The 20979-nt window shown below is 42.8% G+C and carries 14 protein-coding genes; 7 read left to right on the top strand and 7 right to left on the bottom strand.

What is annotated here, in order from left to right; translation table 11 throughout:
- Nucleotides 1-71: 71 nt before the first annotated feature.
- The 7 genes from ACFSKL_RS22480 to ACFSKL_RS22450 form a co-directional block, all read right to left on the bottom strand.
- Nucleotides 72-1034, bottom strand: a complete 963-nt coding sequence (locus tag ACFSKL_RS22480) for a metallophosphoesterase (RefSeq protein ID WP_376889570.1) — start codon at nucleotides 1032-1034, stop codon at nucleotides 72-74.
- A complete protein-coding gene (locus tag ACFSKL_RS22475) occupies nucleotides 1024-2598 on the bottom strand; it encodes a RagB/SusD family nutrient uptake outer membrane protein (RefSeq protein ID WP_376889569.1) in 1575 nt (524 codons plus the stop codon). The genes ACFSKL_RS22480 and ACFSKL_RS22475 overlap by 11 nt, the downstream gene beginning before the upstream one ends.
- Before the next feature lie 12 nt (nucleotides 2599-2610).
- Complete coding sequence (locus ACFSKL_RS22470; protein WP_376889567.1) at nucleotides 2611-5919, bottom strand: SusC/RagA family TonB-linked outer membrane protein; 3309 nt, start codon at nucleotides 5917-5919, stop codon at nucleotides 2611-2613.
- A 95-nt stretch (nucleotides 5920-6014) separates the two neighbouring features.
- Nucleotides 6015-6947 (bottom strand): FecR family protein, encoded by a 933-nt coding sequence (locus tag ACFSKL_RS22465; protein WP_376889566.1) that lies wholly within the window; start codon nucleotides 6945-6947, stop codon nucleotides 6015-6017.
- A gap of 95 nt (nucleotides 6948-7042) precedes the next feature.
- Nucleotides 7043-7585 carry an RNA polymerase sigma factor gene (locus ACFSKL_RS22460; RefSeq protein ID WP_376889564.1) on the bottom strand — a complete coding sequence of 181 codons (543 nt, stop codon included), beginning with the start codon at nucleotides 7583-7585 and terminating at the stop codon, nucleotides 7043-7045.
- Between the two features lie 105 nt (nucleotides 7586-7690).
- A complete protein-coding gene (hxpB, locus tag ACFSKL_RS22455) occupies nucleotides 7691-8356 on the bottom strand; it encodes a hexitol phosphatase HxpB (protein WP_376889562.1) in 666 nt (221 codons plus the stop codon).
- A complete protein-coding gene (locus ACFSKL_RS22450) occupies nucleotides 8357-9160 on the bottom strand; it encodes a DUF3667 domain-containing protein (protein WP_376889561.1) in 804 nt (267 codons plus the stop codon). It lies immediately after the preceding gene.
- Between the two features lie 240 nt (nucleotides 9161-9400).
- Between ACFSKL_RS22450 and ACFSKL_RS22445 the strand changes: the two genes are divergently transcribed.
- From ACFSKL_RS22445 to ACFSKL_RS22415, 7 genes are all read left to right on the top strand, one after another.
- Nucleotides 9401-10003, top strand: a complete 603-nt coding sequence (locus ACFSKL_RS22445) for an RNA polymerase sigma factor (RefSeq protein ID WP_376889559.1) — start codon at nucleotides 9401-9403, stop codon at nucleotides 10001-10003.
- A gap of 515 nt (nucleotides 10004-10518) precedes the next feature.
- Complete coding sequence (locus ACFSKL_RS22440) at nucleotides 10519-11556, top strand: FecR family protein (RefSeq protein WP_376889557.1); 1038 nt, start codon at nucleotides 10519-10521, stop codon at nucleotides 11554-11556.
- Between the two features lie 27 nt (nucleotides 11557-11583).
- On the top strand, nucleotides 11584-14871 hold the full coding sequence (locus ACFSKL_RS22435) for a SusC/RagA family TonB-linked outer membrane protein (protein WP_376889555.1): 3288 nt from the start codon (nucleotides 11584-11586) through the stop codon (nucleotides 14869-14871).
- Nucleotides 14872-14883: 12 nt separating this feature from the next.
- On the top strand, nucleotides 14884-16275 hold the full coding sequence (locus ACFSKL_RS22430; protein WP_376889553.1) for a RagB/SusD family nutrient uptake outer membrane protein: 1392 nt from the start codon (nucleotides 14884-14886) through the stop codon (nucleotides 16273-16275).
- A 173-nt stretch (nucleotides 16276-16448) separates the two neighbouring features.
- Nucleotides 16449-17579, top strand: a complete 1131-nt coding sequence (locus tag ACFSKL_RS22425; protein WP_376889551.1) for a redoxin domain-containing protein — start codon at nucleotides 16449-16451, stop codon at nucleotides 17577-17579.
- Between the two features lie 421 nt (nucleotides 17580-18000).
- A complete protein-coding gene (locus ACFSKL_RS22420) occupies nucleotides 18001-19086 on the top strand; it encodes a PLP-dependent cysteine synthase family protein (RefSeq protein WP_376889549.1) in 1086 nt (361 codons plus the stop codon).
- A gap of 94 nt (nucleotides 19087-19180) precedes the next feature.
- On the top strand, nucleotides 19181-20979 hold a 1799-nt coding region (locus ACFSKL_RS22415), incomplete at its 3' end, for a protein-disulfide reductase DsbD family protein (RefSeq protein WP_376889548.1).

Genomic DNA, 20979 nt, shown 5'->3' with positions numbered 1-20979 from the left:
TTCAAAAGAAACAGGCCAATCAAACTCATTTTTCATGGGTGATTGGCCTGTACTTTTAATCTGCCGCAAACTTATTTTTCGATTGAACCTGAATAGATGGTCACACCATTTTCATTGATTGCATCAAACTTCAGTTGGTTTTGCGCTATTGAAAACAGCATAAATCCCGCTTGGGAAGCTGAGAACTGGGTGTAGGGGAGCTTTTCACTGGGGGTGACCTCCGAGCCGGAACCCGATATGACTTGGTGGATTCCATCTTCAATAAGGTATTGGAGACTATGGTCATGTCCACTCAGGTATAGATCCACGTCCATTTCCTTTAAGTACTCTTTGAGTGATCTCCTGATAGCCAAGGTATCATAATTTTTCACCCTTCCGCCACTGTACATCGGATGATGGCCGATGACAATGACCCATCTGGCAGAATCCCCTGCGGATTCCACCTCCTGTTTCATCCATTTTTTCTGCGCCAATGAATCTGTTTTAGCAACATTCGGGCCGTAGATAGGGTTGGAATAAAACTCCGGGATAAAGCTGTTGGTGTCAATGAACAAGAGCAATGCATACTCCTTGGAATCCCTGATAGGTACTTTTTTGGAATAATACCTGGCAGGCATATTCCATCTTCGCGAAATGGATGAGTAGGCTACCTGTGCATCCGGATCTCCCAAATAGTCATGGTTGCCCAAGATGGAATACCAATCCAACTGAAAGTGGTAGTTCTTGTACACATCCTCCAAAGTATGTTTCCAAAGTGGATCATGGATACTCCGTACCCCGTTTGGATAGAAATTGTCTCCTGTGGATATCAAAAATGCAGGTTTGTGCTTTTTGATTTGATGCAGAAGTTGATCCGCTACAGTGAGCTGGTGATCGTCTCCATTTCTCCCCCAATCTCCAATGGCGAGAAATTTCACAGTTTTCGAATCAGTCCTGATTTCCTGCGCTTGGAGTGGCAAGCACAATGCAAATAATAAGACCGATATCAATAGCCCAAGCAAGTTGGTTTTCAATGTTTTAATATCAATACCCATCGTTTTGGACTAATTTTGGATTGGAAGCCAATTCATTCTGCGGAATTGGGAACACCCTTCTGTATACTTCATTGTTGGTTTTGACCGGAAGGCCCGTGGCGGCATCCCTTCCCCAAGGAGATTCCCATTTTCCGAATCTGATGAGGTCATTTCTTCTCCATGTTTCATGGGCCATTTCCCGGCTACGTTCTTCGAATAGGGATTCGATGTTTACAGTATTGTATGGTTCTGTTTTTCTGATCGTCCGAACTTGGTTGACCAAATCCAAGGCGCTTTCCCCCAGTGGATCAGATCCGCCACTGAGGATTGCTTCAGCTTTTATCAAAACGAAATCTGCATATCTGAAGAGGACGAAATCATTTCTTGAATCCCTGCTTGAAGTCCAAGTGCCATCTGGAGTATATTTTACATTTCTGGCACCTTGGGCAATCTGCTGTGGGCTTCTGCCTCTATCGAAGGTCTCTATGTTGACAAATGCGATCTCCGGGTCCAGGTCGACATGGTAGGTGCCATCCATGACTGGACTCCCATCCAGGTAGTATTGAAGTCCTGCCAACCAAGTGTCCTGTCTGGTGTCGGATTCTTCATCGTATAGGTAATAGAAATCAGCCCAAGTACTCAGGCAATTTCCCACACTGATCGTGGTAGGAAGCCCATAGTTTACCCTCAAAAGTGGGTGCAGCGGAAATCTGCCCAATCTCATGCCGTTGGCACCAAAATTCTGGTCAAAAGGTACTGCAAAGATGATTTCCCTGATATGCGGTCCGTTGTCCACATCGAAGATCTTCATGAAATTTTCTTCCAATGCAAAACCTACAGGCGCTCCATTTGATTGTGAATTGAGTATTTCGTTGCAGGCTGCGATTGCTTCTGTGTATCTCGCTGACCCTGTATATACTTCAGCGTTGATATACAGCTTTGCCAAAAGCGCTTGCGCCATCCAATAGGTGGGTTTCCCATAATTGCTCATCGTGTTGTCCTTGGTAAGGTGTGGGATGGCTTCCTTGATTTCATTTTCGATGTAGTTGAAAACTTCAGCTCTTGGGCTTTGGCTTGGAAGTTCTACCATTCCATAGGGAGGTGCGATGGGAACGTTCCCAAAATTATCCATTGCATAGAAGTAGAAAAGCGCTCTCATGGCTTTGATCTCTGCGATTGTTTTTTCTTTGAATGCACTTTCAGGTGCATTGGACAATGCTTCCAGAATTTCTCCACAAAGGCTAATCCCTCTATAGCTCCACCACCAAATCCCTCCCAAAAATGGGTGTGTTTCATCCCATGTATGTAGGTTTAGTTGAAGATACCTGCCACCATCATAGTAATCGGCACCACGTGCTGTAAGTACCGCCTCGTCAGTGGTAAGTTCTTGCATATAGAAATGCTCAAGTGCTACATTGCTTCGTAAATGGACATAAACTGGACCGGTGACGGCAGCAAACTCTGATTCTGTTCTTGGAAATACATCTGAAGTATAGCTTGAGGCAATGGGTACATCAAGATCAGTACAGCTGAAAGCCAACAGAAGCATTGGAAGTATGAATAGTAAGTTGATTGATTTTTTCATGATTTTCAGATTTTAGAAGTCAAGTGTTAGTCCCAAAAGAAACCCTCGAGTTCTTGGATAGAAATTATTGTTGTCAAATCCCGGAGTAAGTCCGCCCAAATTGACCTCTGGATCGATCCCCGAGTATTTGGTCAATACAAAAAGGTTTGTCCCAGTCAGGTAGACATTCAGGTTTTTTACCTGGGTTCCTTTGATTGGGAAGTTATAGGCGAGGGTGGCATTGTCCATTCTTAAGAAAGAACCGGATTCTAGGTATCTATCCGAATAGAAATTGTTGTTGACATCAGACATTGGTTCATTCTCTGCTGAAACAGGAATATTTCGTAGGTATGCCTGGCTGGTAGAGCTAAGGACAGCCCTGGTAGAATTCAGGATTTGGTTGCCATAGACCCCCCTTAGGAAAACGTTGAGTGACCAATTGCCATAAGTGAATGTATTGCCGATTCCGTAAGTGAATTTTGGCTGGGCATTTCCCATGAGCCTTGCGTCTGCCGGTGACCTTGGCGCAGCAGTAGTGCCTCCATCAGCCGTATAATAGGTAGATACCCCATTTTCATTTCTTCCGGCAAATTCAAAAAGGTTATATTGCCCTATTGGGTAGCCTTCTTTGATGATCTGTGTGAATACCCCACTTACACCTGCACCAGATCCTGGAGCGGTAGCTATGGAATCAAGCTGGTATTCAAAATTCGAAAGCTTTTCGACTTTGTTCTTGTTGTGGGCAATATTGGCATTGATATTCCAAGAAAATTTCCCGCTTTCAACAGCTGTTGTCTGAAGGGCGAACTCAATTCCTTTGTTGGATATTGCCCCAACATTTGCAGTCATGGTAGAGTGGACAAATAGGGTAGTGGATACCGGGTAGTAGAAGATCAAATCTGAAGTGTATTTTTCATAGACATCCAAGCTACCCGTGATTTTGTTGTTCAATATCCCGAATTCTGCACCTATGTTCAACATGGAGGTTTTTTCCCACTTCAAGTCTGTATTGATATTGGCTACAGAGCCCAATGCTTGCTCATAGTTTCCATTGTTGTAATATGTGCCTGTACTTCCATATCTGAAAACCGACAACAATGGATCAAAACCCAGTGAATTTCCCGTAACACCATATCCTGCCCTCAATTTCAGGCTCTGGACAAAAGATTGGTTCTTGAAGAATTCTTCCTCATGTAGCAACCAGCCTACAGATGCTGCGGGGAAATTTCCCCAACGGTTATCGGGACTGAAAGCAGATGAACCATCTCTTCTGATAGATACCTGAAACATGTATTTATCCAAATAAGAATAATTAACCCGGGAGTAAAATGAGATAATCCTCAATGGCAATTGGCTGAAGTTACCGAAGTCAACTCTCAGGGTATTTGTTCCCAAAGCTAGGTTGTCAGCTCCAGTTACATTGGAGACAAAGCCATTGTTGGTAGCTTGGAATCCATCGTTGTTTTCATCATTTTGCCATGAATATCCACCCAATATTTTCAATTCATGCGCCATGTTGCTGATAGGGGTGTAGTCAAAGAATGATTCCAAGACCTTTCTATTGTTTTGGGCACTGTATCTTCTTGCCAATCCACCTACCTGTTCACCAGTATAGGAAGTTTGTAGATAGCCTATGGGAAGGATAGATTCACTGTTTTGGTACAGTTTCCCTTCGAACTTCTCCAATTGGTAAGATCCGGTAAGGTTGATGTTCAGTTTTTTGCTGATGTCGAACCTTGCACCCAAATACCCCATCAAGGTATTGATCTGCTTTTCTTCCTGGTTTTGTTTGATGATAGCCAGTGGGTTGAAATAGTTGGAAGTATGGTCAATCGTATTTTCCTTGAATGTTCCGTCTTCGTTTCTGATCGTCACCGTAGGGAGGTAAGAAATCATCTGTCTATAAAGCTGATCATTGACAAGGTCTTGTTTTTCAAGGGAATTGGTTACTTGGAAGTTCAATTTCAAGCGGTCATTGATCCCTTTTTGTTCCAAGGAGAATTGGGCGATGACCCTCTCCCTAGCGGTACCCAAAATAATCCCTTCATTTTCGAAGTAATTCAGACTGGCATTGAAAGATGCCCTGTCTGTTCCGCCACCATAGCTCAAGGTATGGTTTTGGCTTAGGCCTTGGCGCATGACCACGTCCTGCCAATTGGTGTTGACAAAGGAAGTATCGCCGTTGTTGAGTGTATAGTTGTTGTCATTCGGGAAAAGTTGTTGTCCGTTTTTTTTCAAATAAGCCCTCAGTTGGTCTCCGGTCATCATTTGAAGCTTGTTTGAGGCATTTTCGATTCCTGCATAGGCATTGTATGAAAATCCATAATTGGGTTGGGCACGTTTGGTGGTGACGATGATGACCCCATTTGCTGCCCTGCTACCATAGATAGCGGTGGCGGAGGCATCTTTCAAGACCTCGATCGAAATGATATTGTCAGGAGCGACAAGGTTGATAGATGCGCCAGGTACTCCATCGATCACATAAAACGGCTGCTGTGCCGCACCTTCCCTCAAGGTGGAAGCTCCCCTCAATACGACGGAGGCATTTGAATTGGGATTGCCATCTCTGGAGATAACCAATCCCGGTACTTTGCCCTGCAACAGCTGATCTGGATTTCCCAATACCCCTCTGTTGAATTCCTTTGGGGAAACACTGCTGATCGAGCTGGTTAGCTTTTCCCTACTTACCTCACCATAGCCAATGACAACAGCTTCGCTTAGTACATTGTCTTTGGGCTGGAGGGCGATTGTCCAATTATTTCTGGTACCAACTTCCACTTCCAACCTGTCATATCCTAGCATGGAAAATACCAGTATATCAGTATCGGAAAGGTCGGTGAAGTTGAAGTTTCCATCAAGGTCAGAGACTTGTCCACGGTCTTTGTTTTTGACCAAGATATTCACTCCAAACAATGGTTCCCCAGTCAATGCATCCTGTACTTTTCCACTGATGTTTTTGATGGCTTTGGTGATGGGAGCGACAGTTTTTGATGCTGCTTTTGCAGGTTTGATCAAGTAGATGTCATTCTTTTTTTCCAACACCAAATCATGCTGCATGAGGAGGTTTTTGATGACTTCTTCGGAATCTTCACCATCCAGCTGGGTAGATGATGCCATTTTTCCCCTCAATAAATTGGCATCATAAATTATGTTCAGGTTGTTTTTTCGCTGAATAGATTTCAACAGTTCAATCAGGGGAACTTCTTTGTTGGTGTTTTGTGCGATTTCCAATGGAGCACCCTGTCCAAATAGTTGGATTGACTGGCAACATAGGAATATGCACGTGATTCGGATGATCAAAGAGGATCGCATGACGTTTTTCCTCTTTATGAAATTTTTCATTAGTTTAGCGTTTATATAGTGTGTAATAAGATGATTGGGAATAGCTTGTCTATCCAAAGATTTCTTTCCCTATACCCGGGCCAACGGGTATAGGGTTATTGGATTCGGTAGCTGTTTTCTCCTGTTTTTACGATAGTTGATTGGTGGTTTTTCAATAGCTCATTCAGTGCGGTGATGATAGCTTCATAGGCAAGTTTGCTGTTTAGGGTTGCGGAAATTTTTATGTTTTTGTCCAAATCGCATTTTATTTCTATTGGGTAGTAGTTTGATAGGATTTCGGCTATTTGTTTGGGACTGGCATCTTCGAAGACCAATTGTTTGTATTGCAAATCCTCGAATGATGAGGAGGTAGCGGTAATGAATGATTGCGTTTGGCGGTTATAAGTGAGCTGATCTGAGGTCCGCAACAATGCCAATTGCCTCTTGCCTTCCGACACAGCTACGAGTCCGGTAGCTACAGTCACTTTCGATTCATCAGAATCATGAAATGACAGGATGTCAAATGATGTTCCCAAGACTTTGATTTCCAAAGCTCCCGAATGGACCAAAAAGGGTGATTTAGGATTTTTCCTGACATCAAAAAATGCATTTCCTTCAAGTTCCACCAATCTGTTTTTGTCAAATGATGAGAGGTATTTGATAGTTGAATTGGGTTTGAGGAGGATTCTGCTGCTGTCCGGCAAATAGAATTCCTTGAATTCACCAAAAGTGGTGGAGGTTTCGATCCAAGATTCCTCTTGGTTGAAATATAGCCAAGCCATAGAAAGCATCAGAAAAGGGATCAATCCGGCAGCGATTTTCCATGCCCAATTGTTCTTTTTCTTTTCGGTCCGTGAAATTGAATCTTGTTCAATTTGGTTCAGGAATTTTTGCCTTGCCTTTATCTTGGCGAGGTCTAGGTTTGGGTGTATTGCAGGGTTGTCTCCAGCCAAGTTGTCCAGCCATTTCTCTATAAGCTTACTGTCTTCAGCTGAAGTCTTACCATCCAGGTATTGGGAGATGATCTTTTTTAGTTTTGGAGTTTCCAAGGGTTTCGCTTTTGTAGGGAAGTACCACTTGGCTTGAAAAATAACTATGCAAAAAAACGAATTAACAATTGTTTAGCATTGGGGAAGATTTGTTCTCAGGGAATTAACAGTTTGATAACAGCAGAGCCTATTTTCTTGCTTGCAGAGGCGATTTGATTCCGGACTGTCTGTTCCGAAACGGTAAAAATATTGGAGATTTCCTTTACTGAATACCCTTGGATTTCATGGAGGATGTATACTTCCTTTTCCTTGTTTGGAAGATGGCCTAAGGTCTTGATGATGGATCCCATCAGTTCGTCATGCAAGAGTTCCTTGATCGGGCTCTCAGATTTGCTGGTGAGGCGGTACAGGCTTTCGATGTGTTTTTTTCTGATCCCCTGATCCCTGAATATTCTGAGGATTTTCTTCTTGATACAGGAAAACAAAAACACATCTAGGCTATTTGTGATGTGAAAGTTCTCGTGTTTATCCCAGATCTCCAAGAAAAGCTCCTGCACGATATCCTCTGATGCTTGGCGGTCTTCCAAAAGCTTGTAGCCATAATTCACCAAGTCTTCCCAGTAGGTATCAAAAAGCTCCTCAAATGCCCTTGGGTTGCCCTGTTGAATTTGATGGATAAATAGGGGTGTCGTTTTCATTTTGACTTTGGAATCCCTCAAATTTAGGCATTAATAGCACTGAATTTATTTGGAGGAATGCGAAGTCATGATTATTTGATCTGGGATTAACATTGAAATAACCTTCTAATTTTGTAGCAGTCCCATTCTTTTGATTTCAGTCTGTCCTAGGCAAAAACTGTTGATTTTAAAGTCCGCAATGTCAAATTCCGCTTCCGGGTTTTCATTGGTAAAGGCAATTACCGTCATTCCTGCATTTTTTGCGGCCAACATCCCTGAATGGGAGTCTTCGATCACAATACAATCTGCCGGATCTGTATTCAATTTTTTAGCTGCATTGAAATAGATTGTGGGATCTGGTTTTCCTTTTATTTCGAATTCCGCAGAAAGTACCGCATCAAACAAACCTTCAATCCCCAGTTTTTTCAATACTGTGGGGATGATTCTCTGTGGTGAATTTGTAGCCAATCCGATTTTATAATGCTTCTCTTTGAGCAATTCTATAAAATCCTTAACACCTTCAATCTGGCAATCCTCTGTTTCAATCAACTCGATGACCCTTGAGATGACCATCTGTTCTACATCCTTATGATCTTTCCCCTCCCATGGGGATATGTGATACCAAAAATTTGTGACTTCGGATGTAGTCATCGATTTTGTCAAGGCTGATTCTACTGCTGTCACATTGACACCCAATGAAGTGAATACTTCATACTCTGCCTGTTTCCAAAACATTTCGGAGTTGATTATAACTCCATCCATATCAAATATAACTGCTTTAAAATGTGTCATTTATTGGGGTTTAAAATATTCCATTGCCTCCGGGCCTTGTGCATAAGCGATAACGAAACCAATTATTATTCCAACGATAATTATGGCGATATATCCCAAAAGTATCAGAATCATAGAAATGCATACTTTCCAAATGATATTCCTGAATGGTCTGTTTGGGTAAAATCCTTTATAGAACCAAATTAGTATAAAAGGCATAATCAACATTTGTAGGCTGGAAACCAGCACTATATTTTCGGGATCTATTTTATATATAAAAATTATTGGGAAGACAACAATGATGCTGAATATTGTGAAATATGAAAGGATATAAGAATTCATGACTATATGCTCATAATAATTTTGCCCCCATTTTTTGAATGCGATTTTTGTGAAAACGGCAAAAATGGGAAGGAGCAATAGCATTATAAGCGAATTGTAACTCGAAAAGAACGAGAGGTAGTCGTTCATGAACTCCGAGTTCATATTAGGTGTAGCGCTATAATACACCCTTAACTTATCCATCAATCCAAGGATTCTGAGTGAAATAAAAGCATTAATACCACTCAGGACAAATGCCAACATGAGAGGTTTGTAATGCTTGACTCTTTTGCCATCCAAAAATTCCCTGGCAGTTTTTCCGGGGTTTTTGATGATTTCAAATATTGAATACAAAAAGCCCTTGTTTGTATGGAGGATAGTTTCTTGTATTTCTGTCCAGATGTATTGTCCATCAATTCTTTGGTATTGTTTCTGTCCACAATTACTACAGAAATTTCCCGTCATGGGTATGTCACAGTTATGGCAATTGTTTTCAGTTTCCATAGTTTTTTGAATGATGGTAAATTGGATACTTGATTTTTTAGATTTGAACTTTGCAAAGAAATGGCAAGTAAAAAGAATAAGCAAGCCAAAACTAAAATGGTGATGGCATAATATCGGATAATCTTAGATTTTCACCTAAGCGTGCGAAAATGTACTGGAATCGGTAATTTTTTTTTTGATATTATAGATTTATACCCAATATTTAAACCGCCAAGTGCAGCATATATACAATTAAGTTTTATGTCAGGTCAGGAAGAAAAAGCAAAGACTTTGTGGGAAGAAATCAAAAAGGACAACAAATTGGCTTTATCGACCCTGTATGACGAAAATTTTCAGATACTATACGAGTATGGTTATAGGATTTGTCATAAAAAGGAGCTCGTTGAAGACACCATACAGGAACTTTTTATACGGCTATGGGCAAAACGACATGAAATTGTTATGTCCGGATCAGTCAAATCCTATCTTTTGGTGTCACTCAGAAATTCGATTTTCAATGAATTAAAAAAGGAAAAGAAACTCCCTTATGTTTCTTTTGGGGAAATTGAGTTTGATTTTAAGGTCGATTATACTGTGGACAGTGAATTTTTCAGGGACAACATTCATGATGAGCAAGTAGCGCTGCTGTTGGAAGGGTTCAACAAATTGACGGGAAGACAAAAAGAAATATTGTATTTGAAATTTTTTCAGGGATTGGGACAGGAAGAGATTGCCAATATTATGGGGATCACTGTCAAAGCCTCTTATAAGCTATCTGCCAGAGCCTTGTCTACGCTGAAAAACCTGATGGGTGTTTCCGTTCCAATATTGATTGCAATACTCGAAAACTGGAAGCGTATTTGATTTGCAAAAGTCTCTTTTTTCAGTAACTTAAAGAGCTATTTTTAAAAAATACAAAACCGTAAAAATGTATTGTGTAGGTTAGTTATTGGATCATTGGATTTATATAAAATGTAATATGATTATCCGCAATGGCACCAGTAGTTTAAATTATGCATATGTAATCATGCGGATAATTGTCAACTACGCCACGGCGCACGAGTGTCGACGGTTGACAGTCAACTTGCCCTGGAAACAATATGGATACATTATTTTAAATGGCTACTGGTAAGAAAGCGGATATACATTTAAAATATTTTTAAAAATAAATTTATCCAATATTTCAGTATAATATACTGAATTGAAAATTTATATTGCATGTAATTTTGATTAAATATAAATTTTCATAATAATATTTTATATAACCAGATAAAATTAGTCTTATATTTTTTAGATTTTAGAATAACATAAGTTTTCATGGGGTAATTTTGAAAGATTGATTGTCCTATAGATGAAAATAACCAAAACACCCAGTTCACGTGAGCAAAGACTTTAATACATATACTTTTCAGGATTTTATTGATGATCCGACATTCGTCGCGTGGGTAATCGATCCAAGTGGGAAAGAAGGGGAGATTTGGGATTTATGGTTTCAGGGAGATCCAACTAATTTGCCTGAAATGGAGCGTGCAAAAAGAATGGTTTTGGGAGCCAATTCATTTAGGAGGATTGAGGCTGATAATCGTGCTAAAAGCAAAATCTGGGAAAATATAAGATATACGACTTGGACAGAGGACCAGAAAATTGCCCGAAGGAAAGACCAAGTAAATCGTTGGATGCGTGTTGCAGCGGGATTGGTGATAGGCATGGTATGTCTATTCTTGGCCCGAAACATTGCGGAGCAATACACTAAAGTGGAGATAAGGACTGGCTATGGGGAGTTGAAGACCATCTATTTGCCTGATTCATCCTCGATTATGATGAATGCGAATACAGTGGTTTCCTATTATAAAAAATGGAATCCAAGGAGGGTGAGGGAGGTTTGGGTAGAAGGAGAGGCTTTCTTGGATGTTGTTCATTTTCATGATGGGATAGCTGAGACAAAAAGCGCAGACAGGTTTGTCACACACATGCCATCGATCGATGTAGAAGTACTCGGTACCTCTTTCAATGTAAAGGAAAGGAAATCAATCGCCGAAGTGAGTTTGAAAGAAGGCTCGGTGGCAGTATCACAAGCAGGGGGAAGAGAGTCTGGAATGAATTTCATCCTCAAGCCAGGGGAAACAGTTTATTTCAACAAAGAGACAGCTGTATTCGAAAAAGGAAAAACAGAATTGCAGCGGAATTTGGCTTGGAGGGAAAGGCTGATCAAACTAGAAAATACACCTGTGAGAGAGCTGATTTCCCAATTGGAGGATTTCTATGGGATTGATTTCCTTGTGCTGGACAAAACTATTCTTGAAAGGAAGGTGGATGGAGAATTTCCCCTTACAGATACTACGGATATAAGGTTTATTCTTTCGAGCATTCTTGAAAAAGAGGTTGCAGTGCGAGGAAACCAAATTATAATCAGATAAAAATTAATCACCACTAACTAATACACTATGAGGAAAATTTACACAATTTGGCTTTTGTTGCTATGCCTATGTACCGTATCCAACGGAGCGATAGGGCAAGTGAAGACGGTGCCGCTCGAAGCTGCACTGAAGGAAATAGGGAATAATTATGGGACGAGGTTTGTCTATGAAAACGAGCTGATCCAAGGGAAACAGGTCAGCCTACCGGATTTTGAAGGCAAAGATGTAGAGGAAGTGTTGAAGCAGGTGCTCTATCCTTTGGACTTGGTATTTCTTTATGTAGAAAAAAACCATTACACCATCGTCCGCAAGAATGAAAAAAACCTTGCTTCCCCAAAAAGAAGGGGAAAGGATGATAATCTCAATCAATTCAATTCGAATGAGCCTCGAGCAGCATTGAAGGAAGATGAGTATTACATTTCCGGAAGGGTGAGCGACGAAAATGGAGAGAGCCTTCCAGGTGCCACCGTAGTGGTCAAGGAGACTGGAAAGGGAGTTGCTACAGATGTCAATGGACACTTTTCTTTGATCGTACCCAAAAGGGATGTACAATTGATAGCCTCTTTTATTGGCTACAAATCCTATGAGACCAAAATAGGAAACCAGACAAGTTTTGACATCAAGCTGGTGCCGTCTGAGAGCCAGCTTGACCAAGTGATCGTCATTGGTTATGGTCAAAGTACCAAAAAGGAATTGACTGGATCGGTAGGTAAAATCACCGCAGAGGAAATTGGGAGACAACCTGTCTCCAACCCATTGGAAGCATTGCAAGGGAGGGTAGCAGGTGTGCAGGTGACTCCAAGAAGTGGTTTTGGGGGAGGCAATTTTGATATTGTCATCAGGGGACAGAATTCCCTCTTGTCAGGAAGTGTGCCTTTGTATGTGGTGGATGGCGTGCCATTCTCTCCTAGTACACTGAACCAGTTTGGGGTTTTTGGAGCATTGCCTCCTGCGGCAGGATCAGAAAGTCCGCTGAACAGTATCAACCCAGCTGATATTTTGAGTATTGAAATTTTGAAGGATGCAGATGCCACTGCCATCTACGGCTCCCGTGGTGCCAATGGTGTGGTTCTGATCACTACCAAAAGGGGGAAAGTGGGCAAAACCACATTTGAAGCCAACGTATACCAAGGAGCTGGAGAGGTGACTAGAAGGTTTGATATGCTCAACACTTCCCAGTACCTGGAGATGCGCCGGGAGGCTTTTGCCAATGATGGCATAGAACCTACGATTGCCAATGCACCGGATTTACTCGTATGGGATCAAAACCACCATACAAATTGGCAAGACCTCTTGATCGGAGGTACTGCAAATATTACAGATGTACAGGGCACACTTTCCGGGGGAAATTCCCAAACCCAGTTTTCGATCAATGGGGGGTATAGAAATGAAGGGACAGTATATCCTGGAGACTTTGGGATGAAAAGGGGAAGTGCAAGAATGGGAATCAACCATACTTCCATCAACGAAAAGTTCAACATCAATGCAACGGGGGCTTACAATTACTTGGTCAATACCCAAGTGCCTTCCGATATGACTACCAATATTTTCTTGCCTCCAAATTATAATCCCTACAATGAAGATGGGTCGCTCAATTGGACTGCCGGGGTAACCAATCCACTTGCTGTATTCAACAGGAGGATGACCAATACCACCAGAAACCTGATGGGGAATGCCGTAATCAGTTACGAATTGTTGCCAAGTTTGATTTTGAAATCAAGTATTGGATACAACCATATGAATATGGATCAAGTATCCATCAATCCACTTTCTGCAAGAAACCCAAATTTGACAAACCAGCGTGGGAGTGCAGAGTTTGGAAACAGCACATTTGAAAGCTACATAGTAGAACCCCAGGTTTCTTACTCGAAAGCAATCGGTCAGGGCCAGATGCAGCTCTTGTTGGGAAGTACTTTCCAGCAAAATGTGAATGATGGAAGTTATATCAGCGGGACGGATTACTTCAGTGAGGAATTGTTGGAAAACCTTTCGGCAGCAGCTACTAGGACTTTTTGGAGTGATGATTACAGCGAGTACAGATACAGCTCGGCATTTGGAAGGATCAATTACAATTTCAAAGGACGATACATCATCAATGGTACTTTCCGGAGGGATGGCAGTTCTAAGTTTGGTCCGAACAACCGCTTCGGTAATTTTGGGGCGATAGGTGGAGCTTGGATTTTTTCGGAAGAAGGGTTTATGTCCAATTCAGGACCGCTCAGCTTTGGTAAGTTGAGGGGGAGTTTTGGGACAACGGGAAGTGATACTGGTATCGGCACCTATCAATATATGGCTCGATGGTCAAGTATAACCAGGCTTTCCTATGGTGGGCAGAATGGGATCTCTCCATCAAATATCGGCAATGCCTCATTTCAGTGGGAAAGGGTGAAAAAAGGTGAAATTGCTTTGGAGCTAGGTTTCTTTAATGACAAGCTGATGTTTGACATGAGTTATTACAGAAATATTTCTGACAATCAGTTGGTCGGTTTTTCCCTAGCTTCCCAGACAGGTTTTACCAATGTAACTGCCAACCTGCCTGCCAAGGTATTGAATAGTGGATTTGAATTTGGCCTGAGCAGTACCAATGTACAAACAGCATCTCTTCGCTGGACAACTTCTTTGAATTTGACACTCCCATACAATGAGTTGTTGGAATTTCCGGATTTGGAAAATTCATCTTACAGTGGAACATACCTCTTAGGGCAACCAGTCACTTCGATTAGGGGATACAAATACAATGGGGTAAATCCCGAAACAGGATTGGCCCAATCGGATTACGTGAGTCCGGAAGGGCAGTTTGTCGGTAATTTTGCTACAAGGCCGGCTATTGCCAGTGGGTATCCAGATTTCTTCGGAGGCATCAACAATGCCATCAATTTCAAAAACTGGGATATCAATATCTTCTTTCAGTTTACCAAACAAGAGAGGAGCCAAATCCCCATGTATTCTATGCCTGGAGCACTTTCCAACCAAGGTCTAGCTGTACTCGACAGATGGCAGTCTCCAGGAGATGAGACCTATTTCCCGAAATTGAGCACCCAAAATTCAACGGTTGCCCGACTGACATTCTACAATTATACCGCCTCAGATGCCATGATATCGGATGCCTCTTTCTTAAGGTTGAAGAATCTTTCCATCGGTTACTCATTCAACCAAGCGATGTTGTCAAGGTTGAAGCTGCAGAATTTGAGATGGTATGTACAGGGGCAAAACCTCCTGACCTTCACCAATTATTATGGATTGGATCCTGAAGTAGGCAGTCTTATATTACCTCCTATGAGGGTCATTACTACAGGGGTTCAGTTGTCATTCTAAATACCAATCATCATGAAAAATAGTCAAACAAAAAAAATATATATAAAAGTGGCTTTAGCTGCCTGCCTTGTGCTAACATTGGCATCTTGTGAGGGTTTTTTGGAATTGGATCCGCCGAAGACGAGTGTGGTAGATGAAAATGTGTTCCAATCAGCCAATACCGCCGATGCAGCAATCAGGGGGATTTATATCAGCATGTACAGCAGTACCTTCACAGCTAACCTGATCAACGGCGCTTTTCTTTCACCGGTGCTGGGGATTTCAGCTGATGAACTGGATTTCTTTGGGACGGAATTCGATAATTTTAAAAACAACAGACTGATAGTTTCTGACAATAACATTCTGAGTGTTTGGAATTCTGGTTATAGGATTGTTTATCTGACAAATGCCTGTGTCCAAGGCTTGAGGGGCAATTCCAACTTTGGAGCTGCCCAACGGGATCGGATGCTGGGCGAAGCACTCTTTCTTCGGGGCTTGCATTATTATTATATGGTGAACTTGTGGGGAGCTGTTCCATTGGTTTTGTCCACTGATTATCAGACGACAGGGAGTCTCCCAAGAGCTTCAGTCGATGATGTGTATGGACAAATTATTGCGGATCTTTTGGAGGCAGAGGAGCTTTTGGGTGTTGAATACTTTGGTACTGGTAAGATCAGAGCCAATCGCCATGCGGTATCAGCACTGCTGGCCAGGGTTTACCTGTATAGGGGCGAATGGCAGGCAGCCAATGACAAAGCAACACAAGTAATCGGTGGAGATTACAGTTTGCCAGATGCTGAGGATGTCTTCCTCGTGGGTAGCGAAGAAGCTATCTGGCAGCTCCAGAATTCGGCTACACCGACCTCAAATTCTATTGAGACTTCGAGGTTTGTTCCCAATAACTTGCCGCTGTTCTATGTCAACCAGGACTTGGCGGTCATGTTTGGGGAAGATGATGCCAGGGCATCTTGGTTGGGGTCGTTTGAATACTTGGGAGAGGAATATATCTATCCATACAAGTATAAAGTGGCTGTGAATACGCCTACCGGGACTCAGGAGCACCTTGTTATGCTCAGACTTGCTGAACAGTATTTGATCAGGGCTGAGGCAAGGGCGATGTTGAATGATTTTTCTGGTTCATTGGAAGATTTGAATATGGTGAGGAAAAGGGCTGGTGTTGCCGAAATAGCCAATGTTTCTGGACAGGAAGCCTTGCTTGGATTGATCGCAAGAGAAAGAAGGTTGGAATTGTTCTCGGAGCAAGGCCATAGATGGTTTGACCTGAAAAGAACCGGCAGAATAGCCCAGGTATTGGAGGCATACAAAGAAATTTCATGGGATAGCAATAGTGAGTTGTGGCCAATCCCACAAGCACAGCTTCTTGCCAACCCAAATTTGGAACAAAACCCAGGATATGGGCAGTAATTGGTTTTACAATTATGATACAATGTCGTTTAGATAGGACCTGCCAGGTTTTTATTGATAAAATATAAGAACGAACAGGTATCTTATTTGACAAGGAAGACCATTAAAAGATTTAAACCTGGCAGGTCTTTTTACAGACAATTTGGGAATAAAATATACTGAAAAATAAAACTATGAGTAAGAAATTATCAAACCCTTTAGTGGGCTATTTACTGATTGTAGCAGGCATCTTATGGATGAACTCCTGTGATTCCAAGAAGGATGGAGAATCAGAACATAAAACCTTAAGTATCGGCGGTGAGGTACTGTCCTCTGAGGATTCCCTGAAAGTGTATCTAGTCAAGATGGGGAAAGAGTTTGAAACCATGGATTCTGCTTGGGTGGAATCTGGGAAATTTCATTTTGAACATGAAGGGATCGTTCCGGGGATGTATATGCTTCGAATACCAAAAATCAACCAGTACAAAGCATTGGCCATAGACAGTGAACCCATAGCCATCATGGTTGGTGAAGATGGTGTAGAAGCAAGTGGAGGGGAATCGCAAGATCAGATGAATGAATGGGGAGTCCAATGGGGGGAAATCACAAAAAAGGCAGGAGAGTATTATCAGAAGATAGACAAAGCCAATAAGGAAAATAACGAGGAGGACTTGAAAAATGCACAAGATGCACTTCAAGGACTTAATGAAGTAGTAGAGAATGAGGTAAAATCATTTATTAGCAAATACCCTCATTCTCCAGTGAGTGCCTATGTGATTTATGACAGGTATAGCCAGTATGCCAATATCGAAAAAGAGGGGGAACTCTTCGAGCTGTTGGATTCCAAGGCCAAGGCCTCAGAGTTTGGGCTGTTGATTACGGAAAGCCAAGCTTTGGCAGTGAAATCTGCCATTGGGGTAACCCCTGAATTTTCCATGGAGGATACAGAAGGCAATATGGTTTCATTTGAGGACTATAAAGGCAAGTATGTCTTGGTAGACTTTTGGGCCAGCTGGTGTGGTCCATGCAGAAAAGAAAACCCAAACCTTGTGGCTGCCTATAAAAAGTACAATGCAAAGGGTTTTGATATCATCGGTGTGTCATTGGACGAAAAGAAAGATCCCTGGCTGGCAGCCATCAAAAAAGATGGGTTGGAATGGACAAACCTGTCCGACCTCAAAGGTTGGAACAGTGGTGCTGTAGCATCCTTTGGGATCAAGGTGGTCCCCACTAGCTTCCTGCTTGGTCCGGATGGTAAAATCATTGCCAAAAACCTTCGTGGAGAAGCATTGGAGGAAAAACTCGAAGAATTGCTGGGATCCTGATTTTCTGGTTTGATAAACCGAAAACCGGATGAGCGGAAAGTGCAAGGAAATCGCTTTCAGCCAAAAAATCTTCAGGGGGGTAAATTTAATGCCTCACTCTGGGTGAAAATCCTCTGCCTTAAGGCGAAGACTTTAGTGTTTTTACTTTGTGATCTTGTTGGTAAAAATTATAACCACAAAGATCACCAAGTTTTTCACAAAGGAACACTAAGGCTCGGATGCACTTTAGTCACCTTGGTCTGTAGGGACACATACCAAGGTGACTAAAGTGGACAGTCCCCGAGGTTTTCTCGCTTTGAACTTGTTAAAAATGATTTCCCTGAAGGTTTTAGCCTTCTATCGGAAATGTAGCTATCCATAAACTTTATAAAAACCAACATTGCCACCTGCGAAAAATCAGGTGGCATAAAACCCTATTGCCATGATTGCAGAACCATTATTGAGAAATGCTTGCCTGACTACAGGCCTGAAAGAAAAATTCTCCTACCTGTGGCAGCTTGTGGGCAACACCCCCATGCTGGAAATCAATTTCGATTATAAGGGAAGGAAGCGGAAAATCTATGTGAAATGTGAGCAGTTCAACCTTACCGGAAGTATCAAGGATAGGATGGCGCTCTATACCTTGCACCAATCCTACAACAATTGCCTGATCAGGCCGGAGGATACGATTGTGGAGGCTACGTCTGGAAATACGGGGATTGCTTTTTCGGCCATCGGACGAACCTTGGGACACCATGTGGAGATCATCATGCCCAACTGGCTGAGCAAGGAGCGGGTTGATATCATCAAAAGCCTTGGTGCCAAGATCCGTCTAGTCACCAAAGAGGAAGGTGGTTTTTTGGGAAGCATCGCCATGGCAGAGGCGGATTTGAATTCCAGGCCGGGAATATTCTTGCCCAGGCAATTTGAAAACCAATTCAACATAGAGGCCCATGAGGTGACTACCGGAGCGGAGATTATTGTCCAACTGGAGAAGGTTGGACTGGAGGCGGATGCATTTGTAGCAGGGGTAGGTACAGGAGGGACGGTGATGGGGGTAGGCAGAAAACTCAAATCAGTGAACCCCAAGGTAAAGATCCATCCGCTTGAGCCATTTGAATCACCTACTTTGTCTACAGGATACAAGGTGGGAAGCCATAGGATCCAGGGGATTTCGGATGAGTTTATTCCAAACATCGTCAAATTGGACCAGATGGATCCTGTGGTCAAAGCCCATGACGGGGATGCCATCATAGTAGCCCAAAAGCTGGCTTCCGAATTGGGGCTTGCTGTAGGGATTTCCTCAGGAGCCAATTTTATAGGGGCATTGCGCCTGCTGGAGCAGTTGGGAGAGGATGCAACCGTCGTGACTATTTTCCCTGATTGCAACAAAAAGTATCTGAGTACGGATCTGATGAAGGTGGAACCAGCCCGAGAGGAATATATCAGTACTGATTTGAAATTTGAAGGCTTCAAAAGTTTGGGACGGATCACAGAATCAGACGGTTTTCAAATCGGACTTTCATAAATTTACTTGGTGATTATTGAAGTTTTTTTGTTGATACTTTAGGGGTATTGCCTATGGTTTTTACATATTTAATAGAAAAGCAAAAATGGAAAAGATGAATATAAGCAAGACTTTAATGGTGATGCTCTGTTGGATTTTGTATAGCGCCGGGGCAATGGCCCAGATGCACAATCCTGTAAAATGGGAGTTTTATCTCAAAGAAGAAAACCCACAGCAAGGCACTGTAGTTTTGGCCTTCAAGGCCAAAATAGAGCAGGGTTGGCATATCTATGGCCAAGATATAGAAGCGGGTGGCCCAGTGCCTACTACATTTCATTTTGAAGAAAATGGGAAATTCCAGTTGGTAGGTGCGGTGGTGGAGCAGTCCAAGTCGTTTGAGAAATATGAGGAAATGTTTGATATGGAGATTTCCTATTTCGATGGAGAAGCCCTTTTCGAACAGGAAATCAAGTTGGAATCCAATGAGGTGGTTGTCAAGGGGAGTGTAGCGTTTATGGTCTGCAATGATGAAAATTGTCTGCCACCCAGTGAAGTTCCATTTAGTTTTGAAATAGGGTATACCGGTAAAAGCCCAAGCGACCTATTGGGGGAAAACGCTGTTCCCAGCGACAATACAAGTTCATCAGAAAATGGTTTGGGTGAGCTTACCCCCGAAAAGGAATCCAAAAGATCACTGTTGAGCATTCTGATAGCGGGCTTTTTGGGAGGACTTGCGGCATTGCTGATGCCCTGTATCTTTCCGATGTTGCCCTTGACGGTAAGTTATTTTACCAAAAGCAATGACAAGGGCTCCGCTGTAGGCAAAGCCCTGATCTATGGGGCATCGATCGTGGTGATCTATGTACTCTTGGGGTTGGCGATCACGGTGGTATTCGGAGCGGATGCGCTGAATGCACTGTCGACCAACGGGGTATTCAATTTCTTCTTTTTCCTGCTTTTGGTGGTGTTTGCGGCATCCTTCTTCGGGGCTTTTGAATTGACCCTGCCACATTCCTGGGGCAATAAACTGGACCAAAAATCCGATAAAAGCGGTTTGGCAGGACTGTTCTTTATGGCGGCAACCTTGGCGATCGTATCATTTTCCTGTACAGGTCCCATCATCGGGACATTGCTGGTGCAGGCCGCAAGCATGGGGGAATACCTCGGTCCTGCAGTGGGGATGCTGGGATTTTCGGTGGCTTTGGCAGCACCTTTTGCATTGTTTGCCCTGTTTCCTTCTTGGCTGCAATCCCTTCCCAAGTCTGGGGGATGGCTGAACAGCGTGAAGGTAGTCCTGGGCTTTCTGGAGTTGGCGCTAGCGCTGAAGTTCCTTTCCAATGTGGACTTGGCCTACCATTGGGACTGGTTCGATAGGGAGGTGTTTTTGGTACTTTGGATTTCGATTTTCGGATTGTTGGGCATGTACCTGTTGGGCAAGATCAGGTTTGCACATGACAGCCCGGTGGAGTATGTCTCTACGCCCAGGATATTTCTGGGTATCATAGTAGTCGCATTTACGATCTATATGGTTCCCGGGCTCTGGGGAGCACCGCTCAAGTCCATATCGGCATTTTTGCCACCCCAGCATACACAGGACTTTGACCTGTATACACCGACGGTAGGGGGGATCCCTGCGGGCCAGGCACATTCGGGGACATCTGGTCCCCAGAGAAAATATGCCGGGCTGTTTCATGCCCCGCTGAACCTGGATCCATTCTTCGACTATGAGGAGGGGATGGAATATGCCAGGCAGGTGGGCAAACCTGTTTTGATAGACTTTACGGGCCATGCCTGTGTCAACTGCCGGAAGATGGAGGCCAGCATCTGGCCTGATCCGCAGGTGCTAAAGCTTATCAGGGATGAGTATGTGTTGATCCAGCTATATGTGGATGACAAAACCACCCTGCCGGAAGT

The organism is Belliella marina (assembly GCF_042682445.1).
Classification (GTDB): domain Bacteria; phylum Bacteroidota; class Bacteroidia; order Cytophagales; family Cyclobacteriaceae; genus Belliella; species Belliella marina.
Note: the sequence above shows the minus strand (reverse complement) of the source record. Positions and strands in the feature narration are given on the sequence as shown.

What these genes read in the sequence shown, in the direction of transcription:
- ACFSKL_RS22430 (WP_376889553.1), top strand. Translation starts at nt 14,884, where the DNA reads ATGAAAAATAGTCAAACAAAAAAAATATATATAAAAGTGGCTTTAGCT.
- ACFSKL_RS22450 (WP_376889561.1), bottom strand. Translation starts at nt 9,160, where the DNA reads ATGGAAACTGAAAACAATTGCCATAACTGTGACATACCCATGACGGGA.
- ACFSKL_RS22475 (WP_376889569.1), bottom strand. Translation starts at nt 2,598, where the DNA reads ATGAAAAAATCAATCAACTTACTATTCATACTTCCAATGCTTCTGTTG.
- ACFSKL_RS22460 (WP_376889564.1), bottom strand. Translation starts at nt 7,585, where the DNA reads ATGAAAACGACACCCCTATTTATCCATCAAATTCAACAGGGCAACCCA.
- ACFSKL_RS22480 (WP_376889570.1), bottom strand. Translation starts at nt 1,034, where the DNA reads ATGGGTATTGATATTAAAACATTGAAAACCAACTTGCTTGGGCTATTG.
- ACFSKL_RS22470 (WP_376889567.1), bottom strand. Translation starts at nt 5,919, where the DNA reads ATGAAAAATTTCATAAAGAGGAAAAACGTCATGCGATCCTCTTTGATC.
- ACFSKL_RS22435 (WP_376889555.1), top strand. Translation starts at nt 11,584, where the DNA reads ATGAGGAAAATTTACACAATTTGGCTTTTGTTGCTATGCCTATGTACC.
- hxpB (WP_376889562.1), bottom strand. Translation starts at nt 8,356, where the DNA reads ATGACACATTTTAAAGCAGTTATATTTGATATGGATGGAGTTATAATC.
- ACFSKL_RS22445 (WP_376889559.1), top strand. Translation starts at nt 9,401, where the DNA reads ATGTCAGGTCAGGAAGAAAAAGCAAAGACTTTGTGGGAAGAAATCAAA.
- ACFSKL_RS22420 (WP_376889549.1), top strand. Translation starts at nt 18,001, where the DNA reads ATGATTGCAGAACCATTATTGAGAAATGCTTGCCTGACTACAGGCCTG.
- ACFSKL_RS22425 (WP_376889551.1), top strand. Translation starts at nt 16,449, where the DNA reads ATGAGTAAGAAATTATCAAACCCTTTAGTGGGCTATTTACTGATTGTA.